General features: G+C 73.6%; 21 protein-coding genes. 5 read left to right on the top strand and 16 right to left on the bottom strand.

Translation table 11 applies throughout. The annotated features are described in order from the left end of the window. Positions 1–328: 328 nt before the first annotated feature. The 4 genes from ACYVOM_RS36590 to ACYVOM_RS36575 all read right to left on the bottom strand — a co-directional run bounded on the left by ACYVOM_RS36590 (position 329) and on the right by ACYVOM_RS36575 (position 4978). Entirely contained in the window at positions 329–1690 is a 1362-nt protein-coding gene (locus tag ACYVOM_RS36590) for an SWIM zinc finger family protein (RefSeq protein ID WP_460308183.1), read from the bottom strand. Between the two features lie 38 nt (positions 1691–1728). Beyond that, on the bottom strand, positions 1729–2928 hold the full coding sequence (locus tag ACYVOM_RS36585; RefSeq protein WP_460308182.1) for an MFS transporter: 1200 nt from the start codon (positions 2926–2928) through the stop codon (positions 1729–1731). A gap of 2 nt (positions 2929–2930) precedes the next feature. Then, on the bottom strand, positions 2931–3800 hold the full coding sequence (blaOXA, locus tag ACYVOM_RS36580; protein ID WP_460308181.1) for a class D beta-lactamase: 870 nt from the start codon (positions 3798–3800) through the stop codon (positions 2931–2933). Between the two features lie 155 nt (positions 3801–3955). Next, a complete protein-coding gene (locus ACYVOM_RS36575) occupies positions 3956–4978 on the bottom strand; it encodes an Acg family FMN-binding oxidoreductase (protein WP_460308180.1) in 1023 nt (340 codons plus the stop codon). Positions 4979–5189: 211 nt separating this feature from the next. Here ACYVOM_RS36575 and ACYVOM_RS36570 point away from each other — a divergent pair, with 211 nt between their 5' ends. Next, positions 5190–6563, top strand: a complete 1374-nt coding sequence (locus tag ACYVOM_RS36570; protein WP_460308179.1) for a GH1 family beta-glucosidase — start codon at positions 5190–5192, stop codon at positions 6561–6563. Here the strand turns inward: ACYVOM_RS36570 and ACYVOM_RS36565 are convergent. Next, on the bottom strand, positions 6560–8041 hold the full coding sequence (locus tag ACYVOM_RS36565; RefSeq protein ID WP_460308178.1) for an amidase: 1482 nt from the start codon (positions 8039–8041) through the stop codon (positions 6560–6562). The genes ACYVOM_RS36570 and ACYVOM_RS36565 overlap by 4 nt on opposite strands. Before the next feature lie 141 nt (positions 8042–8182). Here ACYVOM_RS36565 and ACYVOM_RS36560 point away from each other — a divergent pair, with 141 nt between their 5' ends. Together ACYVOM_RS36560 and ACYVOM_RS36555 are read left to right on the top strand one after the other, a co-directional pair. Further along, on the top strand, positions 8183–8371 hold the full coding sequence (locus tag ACYVOM_RS36560) for a DUF1918 domain-containing protein (RefSeq protein WP_460308177.1): 189 nt from the start codon (positions 8183–8185) through the stop codon (positions 8369–8371). A gap of 140 nt (positions 8372–8511) precedes the next feature. Next, the gene (locus tag ACYVOM_RS36555; protein WP_460308176.1) at positions 8512–8967 is read left to right on the top strand and encodes an HtaA domain-containing protein; all 456 of its coding nucleotides are present in this window, start codon (positions 8512–8514) and stop codon (positions 8965–8967) included. A 29-nt stretch (positions 8968–8996) separates the two neighbouring features. Here the strand turns inward: ACYVOM_RS36555 and ACYVOM_RS36550 are convergent, their stop codons facing one another. Further along, positions 8997–9605: a TetR/AcrR family transcriptional regulator gene (locus ACYVOM_RS36550; protein WP_460308204.1), complete on the bottom strand. Its 609-nt coding sequence runs from the start codon at positions 9603–9605 to the stop codon at positions 8997–8999. A 362-nt stretch (positions 9606–9967) separates the two neighbouring features. On the opposite strand from ACYVOM_RS36550, the gene ACYVOM_RS36545 reads away from it, so the two are divergent. Next, a complete protein-coding gene (locus tag ACYVOM_RS36545; RefSeq protein ID WP_460308175.1) occupies positions 9968–12223 on the top strand; it encodes a sensor histidine kinase in 2256 nt (751 codons plus the stop codon). After that, entirely contained in the window at positions 12220–12606 is a 387-nt protein-coding gene (locus ACYVOM_RS36540; RefSeq protein WP_460308174.1) for a roadblock/LC7 domain-containing protein, read from the top strand. The genes ACYVOM_RS36545 and ACYVOM_RS36540 overlap by 4 nt, the downstream gene beginning before the upstream one ends. A 43-nt stretch (positions 12607–12649) precedes the next feature. Here ACYVOM_RS36540 and ACYVOM_RS36535 read toward each other — a convergent pair whose 3' ends face one another. The 10 genes from ACYVOM_RS36535 to ACYVOM_RS36490 all read right to left on the bottom strand — a co-directional run bounded on the left by ACYVOM_RS36535 (position 12650) and on the right by ACYVOM_RS36490 (position 24456). Then, positions 12650–13375 (bottom strand): phytanoyl-CoA dioxygenase family protein, encoded by a 726-nt coding sequence (locus tag ACYVOM_RS36535; protein ID WP_460308173.1) that lies wholly within the window; start codon positions 13373–13375, stop codon positions 12650–12652. A gap of 285 nt (positions 13376–13660) precedes the next feature. Next, on the bottom strand, positions 13661–15406 hold the full coding sequence (locus ACYVOM_RS36530) for an N-acyl-D-amino-acid deacylase family protein (RefSeq protein WP_460308172.1): 1746 nt from the start codon (positions 15404–15406) through the stop codon (positions 13661–13663). Positions 15407–15507: 101 nt separating this feature from the next. After that, positions 15508–16281, bottom strand: a complete 774-nt coding sequence (locus ACYVOM_RS36525) for an SDR family NAD(P)-dependent oxidoreductase (protein ID WP_460308171.1) — start codon at positions 16279–16281, stop codon at positions 15508–15510. Beyond that, positions 16278–17612: a histidinol dehydrogenase gene (gene hisD / locus ACYVOM_RS36520; protein WP_460308170.1), complete on the bottom strand. Its 1335-nt coding sequence runs from the start codon at positions 17610–17612 to the stop codon at positions 16278–16280. Before hisD ends, ACYVOM_RS36525 begins: the two co-directional genes overlap by 4 nt. A gap of 83 nt (positions 17613–17695) precedes the next feature. Continuing rightward, entirely contained in the window at positions 17696–19456 is a 1761-nt protein-coding gene (locus ACYVOM_RS36515) for an acetyl/propionyl/methylcrotonyl-CoA carboxylase subunit alpha (protein ID WP_460308169.1), read from the bottom strand. Next, positions 19449–19664: an acyl-CoA carboxylase epsilon subunit gene (locus ACYVOM_RS36510; RefSeq protein WP_460308168.1), complete on the bottom strand. Its 216-nt coding sequence runs from the start codon at positions 19662–19664 to the stop codon at positions 19449–19451. Before ACYVOM_RS36510 ends, ACYVOM_RS36515 begins: the two co-directional genes overlap by 8 nt. Then, positions 19664–21265 carry an acyl-CoA carboxylase subunit beta gene (locus ACYVOM_RS36505; protein WP_460308167.1) on the bottom strand — a complete coding sequence of 534 codons (1602 nt, stop codon included), beginning with the start codon at positions 21263–21265 and terminating at the stop codon, positions 19664–19666. The genes ACYVOM_RS36510 and ACYVOM_RS36505 overlap by 1 nt, the downstream gene beginning before the upstream one ends. A gap of 35 nt (positions 21266–21300) precedes the next feature. Continuing rightward, on the bottom strand, positions 21301–22515 hold the full coding sequence (locus ACYVOM_RS36500) for a ketosynthase chain-length factor (protein ID WP_460308166.1): 1215 nt from the start codon (positions 22513–22515) through the stop codon (positions 21301–21303). Then, on the bottom strand, positions 22512–23780 hold the full coding sequence (locus ACYVOM_RS36495; RefSeq protein ID WP_460308165.1) for a beta-ketoacyl-[acyl-carrier-protein] synthase family protein: 1269 nt from the start codon (positions 23778–23780) through the stop codon (positions 22512–22514). The genes ACYVOM_RS36500 and ACYVOM_RS36495 overlap by 4 nt, the downstream gene beginning before the upstream one ends. A 25-nt stretch (positions 23781–23805) precedes the next feature. After that, complete coding sequence (locus tag ACYVOM_RS36490) at positions 23806–24456, bottom strand: FMN-dependent NADH-azoreductase (RefSeq protein WP_460308164.1); 651 nt, start codon at positions 24454–24456, stop codon at positions 23806–23808. Positions 24457–24516 lie beyond the last annotated feature (60 nt).

Here is a 24516-nt window from a genome sequence, read left to right as displayed (position 1 = left end):
GAATGATGCCGCTTTCCGCCCTCCACCGAGGGCTCTTCCCCCACACCCGTCCACCGCAGCGGACACCCCCGCCGCACCCGGATTCCGCCAACGTACGAGCCCCGATCACCCCCGCGCCTCCCTCACGTGAGGGATATGCCGACCCGACCCGACCCAGGCAAGGCACCCGCGCGGACGCGGCCCGCGAACGGGTTCGGCCCCGATCGCCGGCCTGGCGCGCCTGCCCTCGCAGCACGCGTGCGCGCCTGCAAGCGACCGCGGCCTCGCCGAGCACCGGATCAGCCGGCGCCCCGCGCTGGGCGGGACCAGAGGGAGCCGCGGCGGCGGGTCAGACCGGGGTCTCGGCTGGGTTCTCCGCGGGGGCCTCGGTGTGGAGGCGAGCGGCGAGGACGTGCTTGCAGGGGCCTCGGCCGCCTCGGTGGTCGGCCCACCACGGGCAGGTGCACGAACCCGTGTCCGGGCGGACCTGGTAGGAGTTGTCGCCCGAGACGACGCGGAACACGCCGTCGCCAGCCTCGCGGACGGCGCCCTGGTCGGCCAGGGCGCGGGCGGCGCGCAGGCGCGGGTTCATCGCGGCGACGCGGGAGGCGTCGTATGGCAGCTCGCGATGGAAGAAGGCGGCTTCCGCGGTGTCGTAGCCGACGCGGCCTCCGGTCCCGAGCTGGGTGAGGGCCGCGCGGACCCGCGGATCGGGCAGCCCGGAGCGGACGGCGAGGTCCGCGACGTCCAGGCGCGGTTCGAAGTCCAGGAGCGCGCCGACGAGATCGGCGTCCTCTGCGGTGTCGTCGCCGATGAGCGCGTCGAGGACGGCGCCCTCTCCGGAGAAGCCGCGGCGTTCCTCGGGCGAGAGGGTGAGCACGTACCGCATGCCGGGGAGCACGAGCTCCCAGGCGCTCGCGGCGGGCCGGGCGCCGGGCGGGACGGGCGGGCCGTAGACGCGCAGCGCCGTGGCGAAGCGCAGCAGCGGCAGCAGGGTGGCGAGCCGCTCGGCCCCCGCGAGGCAGACGGCTCCGGGTCCCGGCCGCGAGGTCGGGCGCAGGCCCCGCCCCGCGGGCTGCGCCCACAGCACGCCGGCGCGGCGCGGCAGGCCGCGCAGGAACCTGACGGCCTCGGGCCCCGGCAGTTCGGCTCGCAGGTCGAACCCCGACGCGATCGCCTGCACCTCGGCGAACGACCTCAGCCACCGCTCGGGAAGCGGCACCTTCTTCTCGACGGTCGCCCCGTCGAGGGTGGTGACGACCAGTTCGTCCGGCCCGACGGCCAGGTGCATCGGCTCGGCCCCGCCGACCCGGGCGAGGGATTCGCGCAGCGGCCCGTTGACGTCGACGTTGGTGGTACCGCGGGCGACGACCTCTCCGTCGAGCGCCTCCGACAGCACGTCGAGGCGCGCGTACACGCCCGCGCAGGCCGAGAACGACTCCATGCGCAGCCTGTCGCCGTTGCAGGTGACGACAGGATCGCGCGCCCAGGTGGGCCGCGGCTGGTAGTACCGCGTCTGGGCGACGTCGGCCAGCGCCAGCAGCCCCGCCGCGCCGACGTCGGCGCGGGTGAGCAGCCCGGTGAAGAACCGGGGGTGCGCGACGGCCCCCTCGGTGCTGGTCCCCCCGGACGTGGCGAGCCCGAGGCGGCCGCCTCCGTCCGCCGGCGCGAACGCCGACGGCGCCGCGTAGCTGTAAGCCTGAGTCGTCATGCCCGGCAAGCTAGCGACTCCCACCGACAGAATCCCGATCACTGCGCGGCGGTCACCTCCGGCGGCCCCGACGCGAGCCGGCTCTTCCAGGTGGCGGCCGCGGTCAGCGCCGCCAGCGCGGACAGGAGCAGGAGCGCCCCGCCCATGCCGTCGGAGTCGAGCAGCGCGCCCACGGCGAGGCCGCCGACGAGCGAGAAGGCTCCGGCGAGGAAGCTGAGCAGGCCGAAGTGGACGCCGAACCGGTCGGGCGGAGCGGTCCGGGCGACCGCGCGGAAGAGCGCGGTCTGCGTCAGGCCCGCCGCCGCGCCGTGCAGGGCCGCGGCGAGCACGAGGGCGGCGAGTCGGCCCGGGTGCGCCTCCGGCTCTGCCAGCAGCACGAGGTAGCCCGCGCCCGCGCAGAGCAGGCCCGCGCCGAGCGGCCTGGGGCGTCCGCCGCCGCGCCAGGGCTGGACGGCCGCGGCGACCACCGCCACCACGCAGAAGAACAGCGTCGTCACGCCCGCGCCGGGCTCCTTGAGTGGCACCACGGTCGCGACCTGGGTGGTGAGCAGCGTGGTGGGCGCGGCGGCGAGGGCGAACCGGACGAAGGGCCGGTCCCGCAGCACCGCCGCGGCCTCTGCGGTCATCCTCCGCACGTCGGGCGGCCCGGTGCGGACGGCGCCGGGCTCTCGGCGCAGGAGGAGGAACAGGCCCGCGCAGGCGCCCCACACCGCCGTCGCCGCCGCCGCGAGCAGCCCGAACCCTCCGGCCAGCAGAGCGAGGCCGACGGGCGGGCCCGCCACCGCGCCGAGCTGGCCGGTGACGACATAGGCCGAGAAGCCGCGGGCGCGGGCCTCGGGAGCCGCGCCGGCCAGCGCGCTCTGAGCGGCCGGGTGGAACAGCGCGCCTCCGACCGCCATCAGGACGACGGCGCAGAGCAGCCCGCCGAGCCCTTCCGCGAGGCCCAGCAGCGCGAACGAGGCGGCCCGCAGCCCGCACGCGAGCGCTCCGGCGCGGGCCGGCCCGAGGGCGTCGGTGAGCGCGCCGGTCGCGAGGAAGAGCATGTTCTGGACCGCGACCCGCACCGCGAGCACCAGCGCGACGGTGCCGGCCAGCAGCCCGAGGTCGTGCCGCAGATGCCCGACGACGTGGGCCATCACGGCGTAGTACCCGAGCGAGATCGCGAACTGGACGGCCACGACGACGGTGATCGTCCGGCGGTCCCGGGAGGCGGGGACGGCGGTGGCGGAGGCGCGCATGCTCAGGCGGCGGGCAGTGCGCCGAGCGCGCGCAGCAGCTCGCGCGCGACGGGGACGCGCTGGGCGGTGTCGGCGTCGGCCACGATGTCGATGTTCAGCGCGAACGTGTACAGGTCGGCGCCGCGTTCGACCCAGCCGACCCACCAGCCGATGCCGGGCTCGGTCGACATGCCCCACCCGGTCTTGGCGAACAGCGCGTAGCCGTCCTTCTCCTCGGTCTTCAGGATGTCGCGCACCGTCAGCTGGTGCGCCTCGGAGAAGGGCAGCTCCTGACGGGCGAGCCGGGACAGGAAGCGGGTCTGCTCGACGGCGGAGATCTTCAGGGGCCCGTCGAGCCAGAAGCGGTCGACGACGGAGCCGGCGCGCGCGTTCCCGTAGCCGAGCCGGTCGAGCCACCGCTGCTCGCGGGCGAGGCCGATCCGGCGCGCGAGCGTCTGGAACACCGGCACGTTGGACGCCCTGACCGCGTCCCGGAGGTTCATGTCCTGCTCCCACTCCGGGAACGGCTGAGGCTGCCCGCCGTAGGGGATGACCTCGTATTCGTCGGCTATCACGCCGGTCTCCAGCGCGATGAGGCTGTGCGGGACCTTGAACGTGGAGGCCGGGATCAGCCGCCGCTTCGCACGCGCCAGGTCGACGACGGTCGTCCGCCCCCGGCGCACGTCGAGGAGCGCGAAGGTTCCGCGCACCCCGGCGCGCTCGAAGACCTCCGCGAGGTCGTCCCGGACGACGGGGCCGTGCCCGACGACGTCGGCGGGCGGTGCCGCGGCGGGGCTCCCGGCGGCGGCGGGGGCTCCGCCGATGAAGGCGGACACGGCGAGTGCCGCCGCGGCCAGGGTCGCGCGCAGCCTGCTGCGGGTGGAGTGGTGCACGAGGGGCTCCTTGCTCTCGGTCGTTTCGCCGCAGAGCAGATCAGACCCGCACCGATCATGTCCAATATCGCTATGGAAGGCCGAACGATATCCCCTCGCATATCACCGCAGGTGAGACCGGATCCTCCGGCTGAGAACCCGGCCGGTGATCTCTCCTAGTTCGGCAAGGGATCGGAGGACTTGTAGACGACCTCGGTGATGTCGCGGCGGACCGAGCTGTAGACCGGACCGGAGCGGCCGAGGCGGAAGATCATCTGCGGGTGGCGGCCCGCGCAGAGCCGTTCGGAGATCATCGTGCGGAAGGCGGGGATCTCCAGGGCCTGGGTGTGCAGGGCCGCCGTGTAGTGCTCGGCGGACGCGTGCAGGAGCACCCGCTGGAGCGCCTGCCCGGCCGCGAGCCAGGCGACGCGGTCGTCGGTGGCGGTCTCCAGGACGCACACCGTGCCGGTCTCGCCGGGGATCTCGGTGCCGACGTCCATGCCCTGGACCCTGCCGTGCCAGAAGGCCCGCTCGGGGTAGTGCGGCGGCGTCTCCTGGTGCTCGATCGGGTAGGCGGTGTCGGGGACGCCGTCGCGCCGGCCGCTTCCGGAGGCGGGGGCCCAGTGGGCGAACTCCTCCTGGTAGCGCTCGTCGATCCTCTGGAACTGTTCCGCGGCCTCGCTGAGGGCGCCCAGCGCGCGGGTCTTGCGCGGGTCCGACAGCACCCTCAGGTCAGCGCCCTCGAGGAGCGCCTCTTCGATGAGGGAGGACATGAGGTACTCCGGCGGCCCCTTCTCGGCGAAGGCTCCCCGGTGCGTCCTTCGGTCGCGCACCTCGGCGAAGAGACGGGCGGCCTCCGCGGGGGCCTCCGCGTGCTCGCGCACCGTCAGCTCCGCCAAGAGGAGGGGCCTTTCGGGGTCCGGGAGGATCTCCACCTCGGGGACGAGCCCTGCGGCGAGCAGACCCATGCGCAGGGTGGCCAGGGCCGCGCCGCAGCTGATGGTCATCTCCCTGCCTTCGGGGTCGGCGATGCCCAGCCGGCGCTCGGGGTCGGCGTGCAGGCTGATCCGGACGCCGCCGTCGAACTCCGCGGTGCCGAACCACCACGGCTGGGTGTTGTGGATCGACGGCGCCCACACGGCGGCCCCGATCGCGTTCTGGACCGCTTCCTCTATGTCCCTCGTGTCCTGGTCGCCCACCGACGTCCCACCCCCTCGCTTCCCGCCATCCAGTAGACCACCCGGATCCGCTCCCCCACGGGGTCGAACGTCCTGCTTTTACCTGAAATTGGATCATTGCGGACGGACCACGCGCGGTCGCCCCTGCCGTTACAAATCTCCAACAAAAGCCACAAACCCCCGGGCAAGTTGTACTGTTCGGCGTGCTGTGATCCCCCTGAAAGGCAAGCCCTTGAGCGACTTCCCGAGCTTTCCGCCCGGTTTCCGGTTCGGCACCAGTACCGCCGCCTACCAGATCGAGGGCGCGGCGACGGAGGACGGACGCGGCCCGAGCATCTGGGACACCTTCTGCGCCAGGCCCGGCACGATCGCCGACGGATCGTCGGGCGCGGTCTCCACCGACCACTACCACCGGTACGCCGAGGACGTGGCGCTGCTCAAGGACCTCGGCGCGCACGGCTACCGCCTGTCGGTCGCCTGGCCGCGCGTCCAGCCGACGGGCGACGGCGCGCCGAACCCCGAGGGCCTCGACTTCTACGACCGCCTCCTCGACGCCCTGGCCGCCGCCGGGATCGAGCCGATGGTCACCCTCTACCACTGGGACCTGCCCCAGGCCCTGGAGGAGCGCGGCGGCTGGCTGGAGCGCGCGACGGCCGAGCGGTTCGCCGAGTACGCGGGCCATGTCGCCGCCCGGCTGGGCGACCGCGTCGCGCACTGGGTCCCGGTCAACGAGCCCAACGTGACGGCCCTGCTCGGCTACGCGCTCACCGCGATGGCGCCCGCCCGCGGCCTGGCGTTCGACGCCCTTCCCGCCGTCCACCACCAGCTCCTCGGGCACGGCATGGCGGTGCAGGCGCTGCGCGCGTCGGGCGCGGCCTCGATAGGCACCGCGACCAACCACACCCCTGTCTGGCCCGCCTCCGACGACCCCGCCGACCACGAGGCGGCGGCCTTCTACGACCTGCTGTGGAACCGCCTCGTCGCCGACCCGATCCTGCTGGGCGCCTATCCGGACGGCTTCGCCGAGCTGATGCCCGGCCCCGTCGCCGAGGACCTGAAGATCATCGCGAGCCCGTTGGACTTCTACGGGGCCAACTACTACAACCCGACCGCCATCCAGGCTCCGGGCAAGCCGTCCGCTCTGGCGAAGGCCACCGCCGCCGGCCACGTCGAGGTGCCTTCGGATCTCCCCTTCCAGTTCGCGCCCATGACCGGCCACCCCCGCACCGACTTCGGCTGGCCCGTGGTCCCCGAGGGCCTCTACGAGCTGATCATGCAGCTCCGCGAGCGCTACCCCTCGATGCCGCCGCTCTACATCACCGAGCAGGGCTGCGCCTACAACACCCCGCCCGACGCCGCGGGCGTCGTCGACGACAGCCTGCGCATCGCCTACTACGACGCCCACCTGCGCGAGGTGGCCCGCGCGATAGGCGACGGCGCAGACGTCCGCGCCTACTACGCCTGGTCCCTCCTCGACAACTTCGAGTGGGCCGAGGGCTACACCCAGCGCTTCGGCCTCGTCTGGACCGACTACGCGACCTTGGAGCGCACCCCCAAGGCCTCCTACCACTGGTTCGCGAAGCTGATCGCGTCCCAGCGCGCTTAGAGCTCCGGTTCTGCGTCCGCCCACGGCCGCGCGGCTTCGAGCTGCGCGGCCAAGGCGAGCAGGAGCCCTTCGCCGCCGAGGCCCGCGACGAACTGAACGCCCAGCGGAAGCCCCGAAGCCGTCCGGTGCAAGGGCACCGACATGGCGGGGCGTCCGGTGACGTTGGCGAGCTGGGTGAAGGGCACCGGGGCCAGGTTGGCGACGAGCTGGTCGCGCCACAGAGGCGTCTTGGCCGCCTGTCCGGCGAGGCCGAGCCGCAAGGTGACCTCGCCGAGAAGGCGCAAGGGCAGCGGGGTGTCCAGCGCGCCGATCGGCAGGGGCGGCCCCGCGAGGGACGGGGTGAGCAGCAGGTCGTAGGTCTCGTGGAACGCCGCGAGCCCGCGCGCGTAGGTGTTCCAGCGGTCGAGCGCGGCGAGGTAGTCGGCGGCGCGGACGGCACGGGCCGCGCCCGCGAGGAGCCGCGTGTCGAGTTCGAAGTCGCGGGTGCGGGCGCCGGTCTCGCGGCGCACCCGGGCGACGGTCGCGGCGGCCTCGCACGACCACATGGTGAGGAAGTCGTGCGCCATCCGCAGCCCGTCGATGTCCGGCTCGGCCTCCTCGACGGAGTGGCCGAGCCCTTCGAGGAGCCGTGCCGCCTCCGCGACCGCCGCGACCGCCTCGGCGTCGACGGGCGTGCCGAGCGGCGACCGGGTCGTGAACCCGATCCGCAGCGTCCCCGGCTCGCGCCGCGCGAGCTCCGCGTACGGCGCGGAAGGCCGTGCCGGAAGGTAGGGCCCTCCCAGGTCCGCGGCTGCCGTCATCACGTCGAGCAGGGCTGCGCTGTCGCGCACGGTCCGCGTGATGACGCCTTCGGTGGCCGCGCCGTGGAAGTACTCGGCGTGCGCGGGCCCGCTCGACAGCAGGCCGCGGCCCGGCTTCAGCCCGAACAGCCCGCAGCAGGCCGCGGGGATGCGGATCGAGCCGCCGCCGTCGCTCGCTCCCGCGGCCGGCACGACGCCCGCCGCGACCGCCGCCGCCGACCCGCCCGAGGACCCGCCGGGCGTCCGCCCGAGGTCCCACGGGTTGCGGGTGGGCCCGTAGGCGACGGGCTCGGTGACGGATTTCGTGCCGAACTCGGGCGTGTTGGTCTTGCCGAAGACGAGCAGGCCCGCGTCCAGCCAGCTCCGCACGATCACGCTGTGGCCCGCGGCCCGGTGGCCGCGCAGCGCGCGTGATCCCCCGGTCGTCGGCAGGCCCGCGTAGTCCTGGGAGAGGTCCTTGATCAGGAACGGCACCCCGGCGAGCGGCCCGGAGACGCCCGCGCGCGCCCGTTCGCGGGCGAGCTCGTGCATCGGGTGGACGATCGCGTTGAGGCGCCCGTCGACCTCCTCGGCGCGCGCGATGGCCGCCTCCAGGGCCTCGTCGGGCGCGATCTCGCCCCGTGCGACGAGTTCGGCCGTCCCGACCGCGTCCAGCCGCCGGTACTCCGCGTACTCCACGCCCACCCGCCTCGATCGACCGCCACAGACCCGCAGCACTCTAGTTCTTTACCGGACATAGGCACAGATAAATGGCGGTATCTCCAGACTCGGCGGACACTGGAAGTGGGCTTATCGGAGCACGTCGGGGAGGAGCACCCCATGAAAGCAGCAGTCGGCGACCACCTCATCCTGCTGGGCCCCGACGACCACACGCCCGATCGCGCCGGTGAGATCATCGGGATCCCCGACCCGGACGGGGCCCCTCCCTACTACGTCCGCTGGGAGGACAACGGCCGCAGCACGCTCATCTACCCCGGGCCCGACGCCCGCCTCGCGCACCGCGTCTGAGTCCGGGTCCGACCTCCGGGGCCGACGTCCGAAGCGCCCCGGTTCCTGGGAAGTGTTCGCCTTGCGATCTCGGCGGCGCTAGGGTCGGCGGGCGGGTCCGTCACGTGTCCCGCGCGAGCCTAGGGCGTGAGGAGAAGGCGATGAGCGGGAACGCGGGCGGGGGCCTGGTCTGGGGCCTCAAGGCGAGCTTCCTGAGGTACGTGACGGCGGCCGAAGGCGACATCAAGGTCTCCGACGGCGCCGACATCGCCCCGAGCGAGACGGAGTTCCTCTTCCCCGCCGGGGACGGCAAGGGCAGGTTCACCGGCCAGGTCGACTTCGACGCGCACGGCGGCATGCTCAAGGTGACCCTCGCCGACCCGTGGATCGACGTCGCCGAGGACGGCAAGGCGACCCTGTCCGTCGTGAACCCCGCCAAGCTCAAGACCGACCGCTCCCAGCGCATCGCCATCGCCGACCTGGGCGAGATCGTGCCGCAGGGCGACGGCACCGCGAAGGCCTCGGCGACGCTCACCAACTACGGCGTCTGGCTGCTCGGCAACGTCTACGGGCCCGGCGACGAGTTGGAGCCGGTCACCTTCGCCTGGGAAGACTGACCCGGACTCCGCGGAACACAGTTCCGGCATCACCCTTCCGGAAGGCGCTGCGGGTCCGGAAGGCGCTGGAGGCCGTCGACGAGCAGCGCGACCATCCGGCGCGCGTCGTAGCGCGGATCGTTCTCCACGCCGATGCACAGGTTCCCCACGCCGCGCATGAGGCTGTAGGCGTCGATGCCGGGGCGGATCTCCCCGGCCTCGACCGCCGCCCGGAGCAGATCGGCGCACACCGGCAGGAGCCGGTCGAGAAAGTACGCGTGCAGCGCCTCGAAGCCCGCCGCGTCGGACTGGAGCACGGCGGCCAGGCCGTGCTTGGTGACCAGGAAGTCGACGAACAGGTCGAGCCACCGACCGAGGGCCGCGTGCGGCGTCGCGCCGCCCGCCAGCAGGGCCGGTCCCGCTTCCGCGCAGGCCTCGACCTGGTGGCGGTAGACGGCGATGATGAGGTCCGCGCGCGTCGGGAAGTGCCGGTAGACCGTGCCGACCCCGACGCCCGCGCGCGCCGCGATGTCGCGGATCGGCGCCTCGACGCCCGCGGCCACGAAGACCGCCGCCGCGGCGTCGAGCAGGGTCCGCTCGTTGCGCCGGGCGTCCGTCCGCTTGCGCGGAGCCCCGCGCCCCGCCTCGCCCTCCAGCACGCCGAGCCCTCCCAGATGACCGCCGCCCCGGTCTGCCGGGACGGAGCGACGTTCCACAAGTCACAATCGGAACATGGTTCCTGTTCCATTGTGCCAGCTCGGCCCGACTTCCGGAGATCGAGGGCCGATCCCCCGGGCCGCCCCGTCGTGTTCCTCGGCGACCGCGTGCCGGGCCGCCGGCGAACCTGTCGCGAAGACGCGCGGAATCCCGTCCGCACCCGCGTGACCAGTGTCGGTTCTTCTGACAAACGACGTCCACTTTGTCACGCAGCTAATAATTTATACGAAGCCCCTGTCATCCGTCCGGTTCGCCCCACTACCGTAAGCGGTTCTTGAGACGCGGAGCGGATGGAGGGCCCGGCATGATGCGGCGGACCGGCGACACGCCGATCGCGCGGAGGATCGCGCTACTGCTGGTGATCCCGGTGACGTCCCTCGTGGGGCTGTGGGGGTTCGCCGCGGCGTCCAGCATCGACGCTGCCCTGGAGAAGCAGAAGTTCACCGACGTCTACGACGGCCTCGGCGTCCCGGTGAACACCCTCACCGTCATGCTCCAGGTAGAGCGGACCCTCGCCGCGGCGCTGCTGGCCGCGCCCACCCCCGAGGTGCGCACGCAGTTCCAGGAGCAGACCGCGCGCACCGACGGCGCCGTGCAGCTGTTCGCGAAGGGCGCGAACCTGAAGGAGGTGACGAGCGCGAGCGCCGAGCTGGCCGGCCTGCCGGCCTTCGCCCGCGAGTTCACCGCGCTCAGCCAGGTCCGCGACGAGGTCCTCGACGGCAAGGACGCGCTGCCCGTCCTGGAGGAGTACAACACCCTCTCCGACCGCCTCATCCAGGTCCTCACCCAGGTGACGCACATCCAGGACGTCGACGTCGACGCGCACATGAAGGCGCTGCTGAACACGCTCTGGGCGCGCGACATCATGATGCGCCAGGACGCGCTCCTCATCGCGTTCCGCGGCGACCTCGGCACCGGCGCCCGCACCGAGTTCGCCCGGCTCGCCGGCGCCCGCGCCAAGCTGTCCGCGCTCGGCGAGGAGCGGATGAGCGGCGACCTCCAGGCGATCGGCGAGCGGCTCACCGCCTCCTCCGGCTACCACAAGTACATCGACCTGGAGACGTCGATCGCGCGGTCGGGCATCACCAGCCCGACGATGATGGGAGACTGGCAGGCCACCACCGCGGCGCTCGCGCCGATGTGGATGCAGACCGCGACCGAGGCGGGCGGCATCGCCGACGTCGGGGTCCGCGAGCTCAGCGACGAGATCATGCTGCGGCTGTACCTCGTCGCGGGCGTCGGCTTCCTCGCCGTCATGCTGTCGGGCCTGCTGTTCTTCCGCTTCATCCGCGGCATCTCCGCCGACCTGCGCCGCCTCCAGGGCGCCGCGCAGGACCTCGCCCGGGTGCGGCTGCCGCGCGTCGTCGGCAGGCTGCGCCGCGGCGAGCAGGTGGACGTCGCGACCGAGGCGCCCGGCATCGACGGCGGCGGGATCCGCGAGGTCCGCCTCGTCGCCGAGGCGTTCGGCAACGTGCAGCGCACCGCCGTGGACGTCGCGGTGTCCGAGGCGGCGCTGCGCGGCGGCATCAACCAGATCTTCGTGAACCTGTCGTGGCGCAGCCAGAGCCTCCTGCAGCGGCAGCTCCGGCTGCTGGAGGCGATGGAGCACAAGGCCAAGAGCTCCGATGAGCTCGACGACCTGTTCCGCCTCGACCACCTGACGACGCGCATGCGCCGCCACGCCGAGGGCCTCGTCATCCTCGCCGGGGCGCAGACGGTCCGGGCCTGGGACCACCCCGTGTCGTCGGAGGACGTGGTCCGCGCCGCCCTCCAGGAGATCGAGGACTACCAGCGCGTCGAGGTCGTCAACGCGCCTCCGGTCGCGGTGGCCGCGCACGCCGTCGCCGACGTCATCCACCTGCTCGCCGAGCTGATCGAGAACGCCGCGGTGTTCTCCCCGCCGACGAGCGAGGTCGCGGTCCGGCTCGACGTCGTCGCCAACGGACTCGTCGTGGAGATCATCGACCGGGGCATCGGCATCACCCCCGACGAACTGGTCGAGATCAACCGGCGGCTCACCGAATCACCCGACTTCGCCCTCACCGACAGCGACCGGCTCGGCCTGTTCGTCGTCGCGCGGCTCGCGGCCCGGCACGGGATCCGGGTGCGCCTCCAGCCTTCGCCCTACGGCGGCACGACCGCGGTCGTGCTCGTCCCGACCGGCCTCGTCCTCGCCGACCGGAGCAGCCCGCCGGCGATCCGCGACCGGTCCACCGACACGACCCGGACGCAGCCGCGGCCGCAGGCGTTCGAGACGGTGGCCGCGCCCCTCGCCTCGGTCCCGCCGCCCCGTGTGCCGGGCCGGGTGGACGCTCCCGCCGGGCCGAGCCGCCTGCCGCGCCGCACCCGCCAGCAGAACCTGGCGCCGGAGCTGCGCGGCGGCCCGCGCCACGCCCGCGACGAGGATCTCCTCGACGACTTCATCGAGCCCGACCCCGAGAGCAGCCGCGACCTGATGTCGTCGCTGTCGTCCGGCTGGTCGATGGCGCGCGACGAACCCGAGTACCCGGCCCAGCCCACCGACCCGCACGACCGCCGCGACGAAAGGGGAGACCGTTGACCCAGGGCACCGACCTGAACTGGCTGCTGGACGAGCTCGTCACCAAGGTCGACGAGATCCACCAGGTGGTCCTGCTGTCCCGCGACGGCCTGGTGATGAGCGCGTCGGCGGGCCTGACCGACACCGACGCCCGCTTCCTCGCCGCCCTGTCGTCGGGCTACTTCAGCCTGGCGAACGGCGCCCGCGAGCACTTCGAGGCGCAGGCCGTCCGGCAGGCCGTCATCGAGATCGACGACAAGCTCTTCTTCGTCCTGCCCGCGGGCGCCGGAAGCTGCCTGGCCGTCCTCGCCGACGCGGGCCGCAACACCCGCATGGTCGCCTACGAGACCGCGATGCTCATCAAACGCGTCCGCGGCCACCTGGTGGCGGCCCCGAGGCACTGACCGACCCGCCGGTCGGTCGCGGCGGTTCCTCGCGTCCCCGGCGTCAGGGTCGGAGAAGGGCGCGGGCGAGGAGGTTCGCCGCGCCTGGGGCGACGGGTTCGCGGAGGAAGACCGGGCCCTGGGACATGAAGCGGGGGCGAGTGCCGCGGTGCACGTCGGCGGCGTGGACGGTGAGCGGGTGGACGAGGTAGACGTCGCCGGGCAGCCCGGTGGCGTGGGCGACGGGCCGGTGGGCGGAGGCTTCGGCCAGCAGGGGTCCGGCTTCGAAGGCGTCCATGGCGCGGTCGCCGAGAACGGCGGCGGCGTCCCGGTGCGAGCCGACGCGGATGCGGGTGGGGGCGTCGTCCGGACCGACCTCGGAGAGCAGGACGAGCAGGAGCATCGCCGGAGGCCGTCCGCTGACGCCCCATGAGCCGTCCGGCAGTTGGACTGTCGCGTCGATGTGCCATCCGCGGTCGTCGGCGGGCTCCGGTCCGGGGAAGCGCACGGGCATGTTGCCCAGCGCGCCGCGCGGCGTCCATCCGCCCGGCCCCGCCACCGCGTCCAGCGCGCCGGCCAGGATCGGGCTGCGCATGATCTCCCCGAACGGCCCTTCTCCCGTGAGGTCCTGCGTCCAGACGACGGGCTGCGTCCACCCGTCCGGCTGGTCGGCCGACAGCCCCATCCGCGCCCAGACCGCCTCGCGCACCGCATCGCCCACCGCCCGTTCCACCACCCCCTCGACCTTCCAGAACCCCTCGGCGACGAACCTCTCCGCATCCACTTCCATGCCCCCAGGCTAGAAACCCGGTCAACCGAATTCCCCAACCCCAAGCTTCGAATCCCCCACAGCCCACCGACCCGAGCACCACCCCCACACGAACCCAACGCCAAAGACATCGCAGCCAAGCCCCAACGAGTATCCGTGACCACCGCGGGCAACCGTCACGCCGCAGGCCCCCAGGGCCGAGGACCAGTGATCGCGCGCCCCGGCGCTGCCCCGGAGGCCCCCAGGGCCGGAGGGGCAGCGCCGGGGTCCCAAGCGCGCGATCACGCGCCGCCGGAGGCGGCGCAATTAAGCACGTGTTCCGCGGATGAGGCGGCCGGGGCGGGCGCCGGTGTCCTTGTCGTTCTGGCGGGTGATGGCGCCGGCGACGATGGTGGCGACGTAGCCGCGGGCGTTCTGGAGGAGGCGGCCGCCGCCGGCGGGGAGGTCGTGGGCCATGCGGGGGACTTCGAGGGTGAGGTTGTCGTAGTCGATGACGTTGAGGTCGGCGCGGAGGCCTTCGGCGATGGTGCCGCGGTCGCCCAGGCCGAAGAGGCGGGCGGTGTCGCTGGTCTGCTTGCGGACGACGTATTCGAGGGGGAGCTTCTCGCCGCGGGCGCGGTCGCGGGCCCAGTGCGTCAGGAGGTAGGTGGGCATGGAGGCGTCGCAGACCATGGCGACGTGGGCCCCGCCGTCGGCGAGGCCGTAGACGGCGGCGGGGTGGAGGAGCATCTCGCGGAGGGCCTCGTGGTCGCCGTCGGTGAAGCCGAAGATGGGGACCATGAGCATGGCGTGGCCGTCCTGCTCCAGCATGAGGTCGTACAGCTTGCCCATGGGGTCGACGCCTTCGGCGGCGGCGAGGGCGGCGACGGACCTGTCGGCGGTGGGCTCGTAGTCGGGCACTTCGCCGAGCGGGTAGATCCGGTCGAGGAGGAACGCCTGGCCGAGCGCGATCATGTCGTCCATGCTGTTCGCGCGCGGTTCGGTGTCGGCGTCGGCGAGGATCGCGGCGCGCACCTCGGGGTCGGCGAGGCGGTCGAGGAGTTCGCGGCCTGAGTAGCGCGCGGCGAGGTCCTGGTACGTCGGCCGGAGGGTGAAGGCGTGCCTTCCGGTGAAGCCGACGACCATGCCGAAGGGGCGGCCGGCGACCTGCGGGTAGACCTCCGCGCCGTCCTCGCACGCGGCGAGGGACTCTTCCAGCAGCTCGCGCCACAGTTCGGGCGCGGCGTCCACCTGGAGCAGCGCGAACGTGACGGGCAGGCCGGTCTCGGCGGCGAGCCGCCGCATCCAGACCATCTCCTTCTTCGCCGCGATGACGTCCTCGCCGGCGGTGCCCATCGGGGCGAGTTCGAACACGACCCGGCCGCCCGCGGCGGCGGCCCGGCCGAGCGCGAACAGCTCCTCCTCGGTGGCGAAGGTGCCGGGCACGGGCTCGCCGTCGATCGCCCGGTGCGTGACCGTCCGGGAGGTGGAGAACCCGAGCGCCCCGGCCCGGACGGCCTCGGTGACGAGTTCGGCCATCCGCGCGATGTCCTCGGGGGTGGCCGCCTCGTTGCGCGCGCCGCGGTCCCCCATGACGTAGGCGCGCAGCGGCCCGTGCGCGATCTGGACGCCGAAGTCGACGGCCAGTTCCCGCCCGTCGACGGCGTCGAGGTACTCGGGGAAGCTCTCCCAGTTCCACTGGACGCCCTCGCCCAGGGCTGCGCCCGGAATGTCCTCGACGCCTTCCATGAGCCCGATGAGCCAGTCCTCCTTGCCGGGCCGCACGGGCGCGAATCCGACGCCGCAGTTGCCCGCGACGACCGTCGTGACGCCGTGCGACGCCGACGGGTCCAGGGCGCTGTCCCAGGTGACCTGGCCGTCGTAGTGGGTGTGGACGTCCACGAACCCGGGCGTCACCAGAAGGCCTGTCGCGTCGATGGTCTCCTCGGCGGGCCCGTCGAGGGTGTCGGCGACCTTGGCGATGAGGCCGTCGCGGATGCCGATGTCGGCGCGGCGGGGAGGGGTGCCGGTGCCGTCCACGACGAGGCCGCCGACGATGGCGAGGTCGTACATGAAGCTGTCCTCCGAGGGTGGGGGTCGGGAGGCCGGACGAGTCCGGCGCCCCCATCCTCGAACATGAAGGACAACTTGTATACGATATTCGACCATCCGCCTCAGGGCGCGATCATGCCCGCCGAGAGGTCGATGTCGGCCCCGCACATGCCGGGGATCTGGAGCATCGCGACGAGCCCCGCGCCGACCTCGTCCTCCTCGACCAGCCGCGACAGGGCGGCCCGGGAGACGAACGCGCGCTCGGCCTCCTCGACCGTCCCGCCCGTCGCGGCGGCTTCGAGCCGGAAGTTCCGGGCCATCCGCTCGCCGCGCACCGGACCGGGTGAGAGCGCGTTGACGCGGACGCCCTGCGGCCCCGCCTCGAACGCCAGCGTCCTCGTCAGCCCGAGGACCGCCATCTTGCTCGCGGCATAAGGCGTGCGGCGGATGAGCGGGCGCTTGCCGGTGACGGAGGCGACATTCACCACGTCGCCGTCGCCGCGCGCGTACATGCCGGGCAGGAACGCCCGGCACATCAGGTAGACGCTGCGGACGTTCGCGCCGAACACCTCGTCCCACTCCTCGGGCGCGAGGTCCGTGATGGGGGCGACCGGGCCGCCTATCCCCGCGTTGTTGACGAGGATCGACACCTCCTCCTCGGCGAGTTCGGCGCGCAGCGCGTCGACGGCGGAGGCTTCGGACACGTCGCAGGAGGCGGTGCGAAGCTTCAGCCCCAGCCCGGCGAACTCCGCCTCTACGGCGGCGAGCTTGCCCGTGTCGCGGCCTACGGCGATCACCCGGCAGCCCGCCTGCGCGAGATGCCTCGCCATGACCCGGCCGAGCCCGCTTCCGCCGCCCGTGACGAGCGCCGTACGCCCGGCGAGAGCGGGGATCACGCCTCGGCCCCGGGGATCTCGACCCCGATCTCGCGCAGCCACTCCGGGGTCCCGTCGTAGCGCGCGGCCCGGATGTCGCCGGAGCGCGCGTGGCCCTCGAACAGCTCGACGCGCGAGGCCCGCCCGCACACCCGCCCGAGCTCCGCGCTCGTCTCCGGGTTCCGGACCTCCTGGTACGTCACGGTCTTGAGGTATTTGCCGACCCAGAGCCCGCCGGTGTACCGGGCCGCGTGCCGGGTCGGCAGGACGTGGTTGGTGCCGATGACCTTGTCACCGTAAGACACGCAGGTGCCTTCGCCGAGGAAGAGCGCCCCGTAGTTCCGCATCTCGGTGAGCGCGCGGCGCGGCTCCGCCGTGAGGACCTGGACGTGCTCGGAGGCGAACGAGTCGGCGATCCGCCACGCCTCGGCGAGGTCGGCCGCGACGATCACCTGGCCGTGGTCGCGCCACGCGGGCAGCGCGTAGTCCTTGGTCGGCATGCCCGGCAGGATCCGCTCGACCAGGTCGATGACCTCCCGACCGAGCCGCTCGGACGTGGTGACGAGCACGGCCGGCGAGTCGGGCCCGTGCTCGGCCTGGCTGAGCAGGTCGACCGCGACGGTGACGGGATCGGCGCTCTCGTCGGCGACGATGAGGATCTCGGTCGGCCCCGCGATGAGGTCGATGCCGACCTCGCCGAAGAGCTGCCGCTTGGCCTCGGCGACGTAGGCGTTGCCGGGCCCGGCGATGAGGTCGACGCGGCCGATCGTCTCGGTGCCGAGCGCGAGCGCCGCGACGGCCTGGATGCCGCCGAGCAGGTAGATCTCGTCGGCCCCGGCGAGGTGCATCGCCGCGACGGTCTCCTTCGGGATCTCGCCCCGGATCGGCGGCGTGCAGGCCGCGACCCGCTCGACCCCGGCGACCTTGGCCGTCACGACGGTCATGTGCGCGGACGCGACCAGCGGGTACCGCCCGCCGGGCACGTAGGCGCCCGCCGCGGAGATCGGCACGTTCCTGTGCCCGAGCACGACCCCGGGCAGCGTCTCGATCTCGACGTCGCGCAGGGCCGCGCGCTGCGCCTCGGCGAACCGCCGCACCTGCGCCTGCACGAAGGTGATGTCCTCGATGACCTGCGGCTCGACCGTCGCGACGATCTCCGCGACCCGCTCGGCCGACAGCCGGAACGACTCGGGCGCCCATCCGTCGAACTTCTCCGAGTAGCGGCGCACCGCCTCGTCGCCGTTCTCCCGGATGTCCGCGACGACCTCGGCCACCGCGTCCCGCACCCGAGCCGCGCCCTCGGCGCCCGCCCCTGCCGCCGCGCCCGAGGCTGCCTTCAGTTCCAACGGCATGACCCGCTCCAGCCGCTTTGTTCCGCCATGCGGAATACCGTTTCCATTGACACCGTTAGCTTGCTGGGCTTCCGCGAGCGGTGTCAAGGCGTTCCGGCCGCGCCTCCGATCGCGCAGATCACGGCTCCGGCCGCGACGGACTCCCCCGCCGCCACCGACAGCCCGTTGACGGTCCCGGGCTTGTGCGCGGTCACGGGCTGCTCCATCTTCATCGCCTCCAGGACCACCACGGTGTCCCCCGCCGCGACCAGGGCGCCGTCCGCGACCGCGACCTTCACGATCGTGCCCTGCATGGGGCTGACCAGCGCGTCGCCCGCGGCCTTCGGCCCCCTGCCGGAGCGCCGGGCGGGGGCGCGGAGCCCGGCCCCGCCCGAGGGCGCGGAACCCGCGCCGGCCCCGGCGCCCTCGGGCAGGACGATCTCCACCCGCCGGCCGTCCACCTCGACCGTCAGGACCTGCCTGGCCTGGACCTCGCCCGGCGCGAAGACGGGGTGCGGGGCGATGGGGTGCGCGAACTCCGTCTCGATCCAGCGGGTGTGCACCGCGAACGGCTCCGCGGTGAAGGCCGGGTCGGCCACGACCGCACGGTGGAAGGGCAGCGCCGTGGCCACCCCGGCGACCTCGAACTCCGCGAGGGCGCGGCGGGCCCGCTCCAGCGCCTGCCTGCGGGTCGCGCCGGTCACGACGAGCTTGGCCAGCAGCGAGTCGAACTCCGCGGGCACCGCCATGCCCTCGGCGAACCCGGAGTCCACTCGGACGCCGGGGCCTTCGGGCGGCCGCCACCGGGTGAGGGTGCCGAGCGCGGGCGTGAAACCGCGGCCGGGGTCCTCGGCGTTGATCCGGAACTCCAGCGCGTGCGCGGTCGGCGCGGGATCGCCGTAGCCGAGGGCCTCCCCTTCGGCCAGCCGGAACATCTCACGGACGAGGTCGATGCCCGTGACCTCCTCGGTGACCGGGTGCTCGACCTGGAGCCGGGTGTTCACCTCCAGGAACGCCACGGTCCCGTCGGCGTCGACGAGGAACTCGCAGGTGCCCGCCCCGACGTATCCGGCGGCCCGCAGGATGTCGCGCGACGCACGGCGCAGCACCGCGTCCTGCTCCGCGGTGAGGAACGGCGCGGGCGCCTCCTCGACCACCTTCTGGTGTCTGCGCTGGAGGGTGCAGTCCCGGGTCGACACCACGACGACCTCTCCGTGGACGTCGGCGAGGCACTGGGTCTCCACGTGGCGGGGCCGGTCGAGGTAGCGCTCGACGAAGCACTCGCCCCTCCCGAACGCCGCGACCGCTTCCCGGACGGCGGCCTCGAACAGCTCGGGGATCTCCCGCTCGGTCCGCGCGACGCGCAGCCCCCTGCCGCCCCCGCCGTGCGCCGCCTTGATCGCGATCGGCAGCCCGTGCTCGGCCGCGAACGCGAGCGCGCCGGCGGCACCGGACACCGGGCCCGGGGTGCCCGCGGCCATGGGCGCGCCCACTCGGCGGGCTATGGCGCGGGCGCTGACCTTGTCGCCGAGCGCCCTGATCGCCTCGGGCGGCGGGCCGATCCAGGTCAGGCCCGCCGCGATGACCGCCTCGGCGAAGCCGGCGTTCTCGGCGAGGAAGCCGTAGCCGGGGTGGACGGCGTCCGCGCCCGACCGCGCCGCCACCTCCAGCAGTTTCGCGGCGTCGAGATAGGTCTCGGCGGCGGACCTGCCGCCGAGCGCGTACGCCTCGTCGGCCATGCGCGCGTGCGGCGCGTCCAGGTCGGGCGCGGCGTACACCGCGACGCTCGCCAGCCCCTCGTCGCGGCAGGCGCGCGCGATCCGAACGGCTATCTCGCCGCGGTTGGCGATGAGGACCTTACGCACCTGCGCCTCCCGGGAACGCGTGGCCCGGCGCTAGGGCGGTCCAGGCGCCGGGCGGGATGTAGGACGGGGCCGCCCACGACGGCCGGATCTCGGCGCGCGGGGCCGGGGCGGCCGCGGCGCGGACGAGGAGCGCCGCGACGAGGGCGGCGAGTTCGCGGTGGTCGGGGCGTCCCGACACCACGGTGAACGCTGCGGTCGTCCCGGACATCACATCGGGGGGTTTCCGTGCTTGCGGGAGGGCGCGGCGGCGTGCTTGCGCTCGAGCATCTCCAGGGCCCTGATGAGGCTGAGCCGGGTCGCGGCGGGGTCGATGATGTCGTCGACGAGACCGCGCTCGGCCGCGTAGTACGGGTGCATGAGCTCGTCCCGGTAGTGCGCGATCCGCTCGGCCCGCGTCGCGTCGGGGTCCGCCGACGCCGCGATCTCCCGCCGGAAGATGATGTTGGCCGCGCCTTCGGCCCCCATGACGGCGATCTCGTTCGTCGGCCAGGCCAGCGACAGGTCGGTGCCCACCGAGGGCGAGTCCATGACGATCCACGCGCCGCCGTAGGCCTTGCGCAGGATGAGCTGGACGCGCGGGACCGTCGCGGTGCAGTAGGCATAGAGCAGCTTCGCACCGTGCCGGATGATGCCGCCGTGCTCCTGGTCCCTGCCGGGCAGGAACCCCGGGACGTCGACGAGCGTGACGAGCGGGATGTTGAACGCATCGCACATCTGGACGAAGCGGGCGCCCTTGTCGGAGGAGTCGATGTCGAGCGTCCCGGCGGAGGCCGCGGGCTGGCTGGCGACCAGCCCGACGAGCCTGCCGCCGAGCCGCGCGAGCGCGCAGACGAGGTTGCGCGCCCAGTGCTCCTGCACCTCCAGGTACTCGCCGTCGTCGACGATCTCGGCGATGACCGCGTGCATGTCGTAGGACTGCGCCGACGCCGCGGGCACGAGGTCCAGCAGCGCCTCGGTCCCCCGGTCGGCGGGGTCGTCCAGCGGTCCGGCGGGGGCGAGGCCGCGGTTGTTCTGCGGGAGCAGAGAGAGCAGGTAGCGGACCTCCTCCAGGCACGACTCCTCGTCGTCGTGCACGAACGAGGCGACGCCCGACAGGGAGCCGTGCACGTCGGCCCCTCCGAGGCCGTCCATGCTGACGCGCTCGCCGGTGACCGCCTCGACCACGTCGGGTCCGGTGATGAACATCTGGGCGATGTCGCGGACCATGAACACGAAGTCGGTGAGCGCGGGCGAGTAGGCGGCCCCGCCCGCGCACGGTCCGAGGATCACGCTGATCTGCGGGATCACCCCGGACGCCGCGGCGTTGCGGCGGAAGATCCCGCCGTACCCGGCGAGCGCCGTGACGCCCTCCTGGATGCGGGCGCCGGCCCCGTCGCACAGGCTCACCAGCGGCGCGCCCGCGGCCAGGGCCAGGTCCATCACCTTGTGGATCTTGGCGGCGTGGGCCTCGCCGAGGGCGCCGCCGAAGATCCGGAAGTCGTGCGCGTAGGCGAACACCTGGCGGCCGTGGACCTTGCCCCATCCGACGACGACGCCGTCGGTGTGCGGGCGGCGGCGCTCCAGGCCGAAGCCTGTGGCGCGGTGCCTGCGGAACGCCTCGACCTCCACGAAGGTGCCCTCGTCGAAGAGCAGGTCGAGCCTCTGGCGGACGGTGAGCTTGCCCTTCGCCCGCTGGCTCTCGGTCGCCTTCGGGTCGGGGCCCAGGGCGATCTCCGTCTTGGCCGCCGCGAGCGCCGCGGCACGCGTCCGCAGGTCGTCCGGCGGCGGCGCGACCGCCGCCGGGATGGGCGGATCGAGCTGGGTGGTCATGGGCTCCCCTCCTGCCTTGAGCTGTGGAAACGGGGTCAGCGGTGCTCGCGCAGCACCAGTGCCGAGTTGAACCCGCCGCGGCCGCGGGCCAGGACGAGGGCCGCCCGGACCGGGGTCCGGCGGGGCTCGCCGACGACGAGGTCGAGCGCGTAGTCCGCGACGGGCTCGCCGACGCCGGTCGTCGGCGGGATCGCGCCGCGGTCCATGGCCAGAAGCGCGGTCGCGACGTCGAGAGCGGCGCCCCCCGCGAAGAGCCTTCCCGTCATGGTCTTCGGCGCGGTCACGGGCACGCCGCGCGGGCCGAAGACCGCGCCGATGGCCTCGGCCTCGCGGGCGTCGAGCACGGTGTCCCCCGCGGCGTCGGCGAAGACCGCGTCGATGCCTTCCGGGGCGATGTCCGCGTCGGCGAGCGCCTGCTCGATCGCCCGGCGCAGACCGGGCGGCCGGCCCGGCCGCCGCGAGTCGAACGTCGCGGCGTATCCGGCGATCTCGCCGAAGACCTTGACGCCGGGCCGGGCTGCCGCGGTCTCGGGCGTCTCGACCACGAGGATCGCGCCGCCCTCCCCGGGGACGTAGCCGCTGGCGTCGCCGTCGAACGGCAGGTAGGCGCGGGCCGGGTCGGCGGCGCGGGTCATCATGCCGGTGGACTGGTGCGCGACCCACGCCCACGGGGACAGGGCGCTGTCCATGCCGCCCGCGAGGGCGAGCAGGGTGCCGTCCTCGCGGATCTGGCGGCGGGCCTGGGCGAGCGCGTCGAGGCCGCCGGCCTCCTCGCTGACCACGACCGAGCCGGCGCCGCGCAGCCCGTTGCGGATGGAGATCTGGCCGGTGTTGACGGCGTAGAACCACGCGAACGACTGGTAGGCGCTGACGTGGTCGGGGCCCTGCCCGTGCAGCTTGGTCAGCTCGCGCTGGCCGAACTCGTAGCCGCCGCCCGCGGCCGCGGTGACCACGCCCATCCGGTTGCTCGGCAGGTCGTCCTTGCCGACCCCCGCCGCGCGCAGCGCCCAGTCCGCGGCGACCAGCGCGAGCCGCGTGGTGTGGTCGGTCTGCGGCATCAGCCGGTCCGGGAGGTGGTCGGCGGGGTCGAAGCCGCTGACCTCGCCGGCGAGGGTGCTGCGGTAGCGGGAGACGTCGAAGCGGGTGACCCTGCGGATGCCGGAGTCGCCGCGCATCAGGGCGTCCCAGTAGGCGTCGGCGCCGAGACCGTTCGGGGCGGCCACGCCGATGCCGGTGACGACCGCCTTCACCGGCTCGCGCCTTCCAGGCGGCGCAGCACCATCGCGCTCTGGAACCCGCCGAACCCGCTGCCGACGGTGACGACGGTGTCGATGTCGCGTTCGCGGGCGACGTTCGGGGTGTAGTCGAGGTCGCAGGCCGGGTCGGGCTCGTGCAGGTTGGCCGTCGGCGGGACCAGGCCCTCCTTCATGGCCAGCAGGCAACCGGCGATCTCCAGCGAGCCGATCGCGCCCAGGGAGTGCCCGATCATGGACTTGAACCCGCTGACGGGCGTCCGGTAGGCGTGCTCGCCGAGGCTGAGCTTGAAGGCGCCGGTCTCGTGCCGGTCGTTCTGCTTGGTGCCCGAGCCGTGCGCGTTGATGTAGTCGACGTCGGTGGGCACGGCCCTGGCGCGGTCCAGCGCGATGCCGATGGCCTCGGCCATCTCCGCGCCCTCCGGCTGGAGGCCGGTCATGTGGTAGGCGTTGCAGCGGGTGCCGTATCCGGCTACCTCGCCGAGGATCTGCGCGCCGCGCGCGCGGGCGTGGCCGAGTTCCTCCACCACGAGGACGGCGCAGCCTTCGGCGAGGACGAGCCCGTCGCGGGACCTGTCGAAGGGGCGGCAGGCGGTCGCCGGGTCGTCGTTGCGGGTGGAACTGGCGCGCAGCACGTCGAAGCAGACCGTGGTGATCGGCGTCAGCGGCGCCTCGGTCCCGCCGCTGAGCACGATGTCGGCGCTGCCCTCCTCGATGAGCCGCGCGGCGTAGCCGACCGCGTCGATGCCCGAGGTGCATCCGGTCGACACGACCGTCGCCGGGCCCTCGGCGCCGACGGTCCAGGCGAGTTCGGCGGCCAGGGAGCTGGGGTTCACGAAGTCGTAGAGCTGCGGGACGGTGTAGTCCTGGTCGATCTCCCACAGCGCGCCGGAGCCGCTGCCGACGACGAATTCCCGCTCGATGCTCGTGGTGCAGCCGACCGCGCAGCCGAGGGCGACGCCGACGCGCGTGGGGTCGAGCGCCTCGAAGTCGAGCCCGGACGAGTGGACCGCCTCGCGTCCGGCGACCACGGCGAACTGGGCGGCCCGGTCCATGCGGCGGATCTCCTGGACGCCGAGGCCCGAGACCACAGGGTCGAAGTCCACCTCCCCGGCGATGCGGGAGCGGAACGGCGAGGCGTCGAAGAGGCTGATGGCGCGGATCGCCGAGCGTCCCTCAGCGAGCAGGTTCCAGTACTCCTTGACCCCGTTGGCACCGGGCGCGAGCACGCCGATGCCGGTGATGACGGCGCGACGGGACATGTCAGATCCTCCTGTTTCCCCGCGCTCAGACCAGGACCGAGGCGACGGCGCGGGCGCGGTCGGCGGCGGCGATGTTCGCCGCGGCCCGGGACTTCTCGGCGAGCGGCACGAGGTCGGCCATCGCGGGGACGCGCGGCGCGAGCGAGAGGTGGGCGGCGATGATCTCGGTCTCCATGCCGAGGCCGAGGCCGAAGACCGTCTCCAGGTAGGGGCCGCAGTGGTTGGCGTTCTCGCGCGGCGCGCCCGGCATGTAGCCGCCGCCGTAGCTGGCCAGGACGGTGGCGGGGCGGCCGGCGAGCGGGCCGGGCGAGCCGTCGAAGCTGAGCGTCCGGTCGTTGACCAGGACCTGGTCGATCCAGGCCTTGAGGGTGCTCGGGACCGACCAGTTGTACATGGGGGTGCTCACCAGGACGGTGTCGGCGGCCAGGAGCTCGGTGATCAGCTCCTCGCGCAGCGCCGTCGCCTCCTTCTCCGCGGGGCTGTGGAAGGCGGGCGGGGTGAACCCCGCGGTGACCCCCGCCGCGGCGAGGTGCGGCACGGGGGTGGACGCGAGGTCGCGGTAGGTGATGGTCCCCTCGGGGTTGGCCTCCGCCCAGGCGGCGCGGAAGGTCCGGGCGAGCTCCCGGGAGACCGAGGTCTCCGAGGGCGAGGTGTCGAGGTGGAGCAGGTGCGGCATGGCGGGTCTCCCGTCGTGGGGGCGTGTGCGGCCGGACATGGATCACGGTGGCGCAGCCCG

It is taken from the genome of Actinocorallia aurea, from assembly GCF_054783995.1.
Note: the sequence above shows the minus strand (reverse complement) of the source record. Positions and strands in the feature narration are given on the sequence as shown.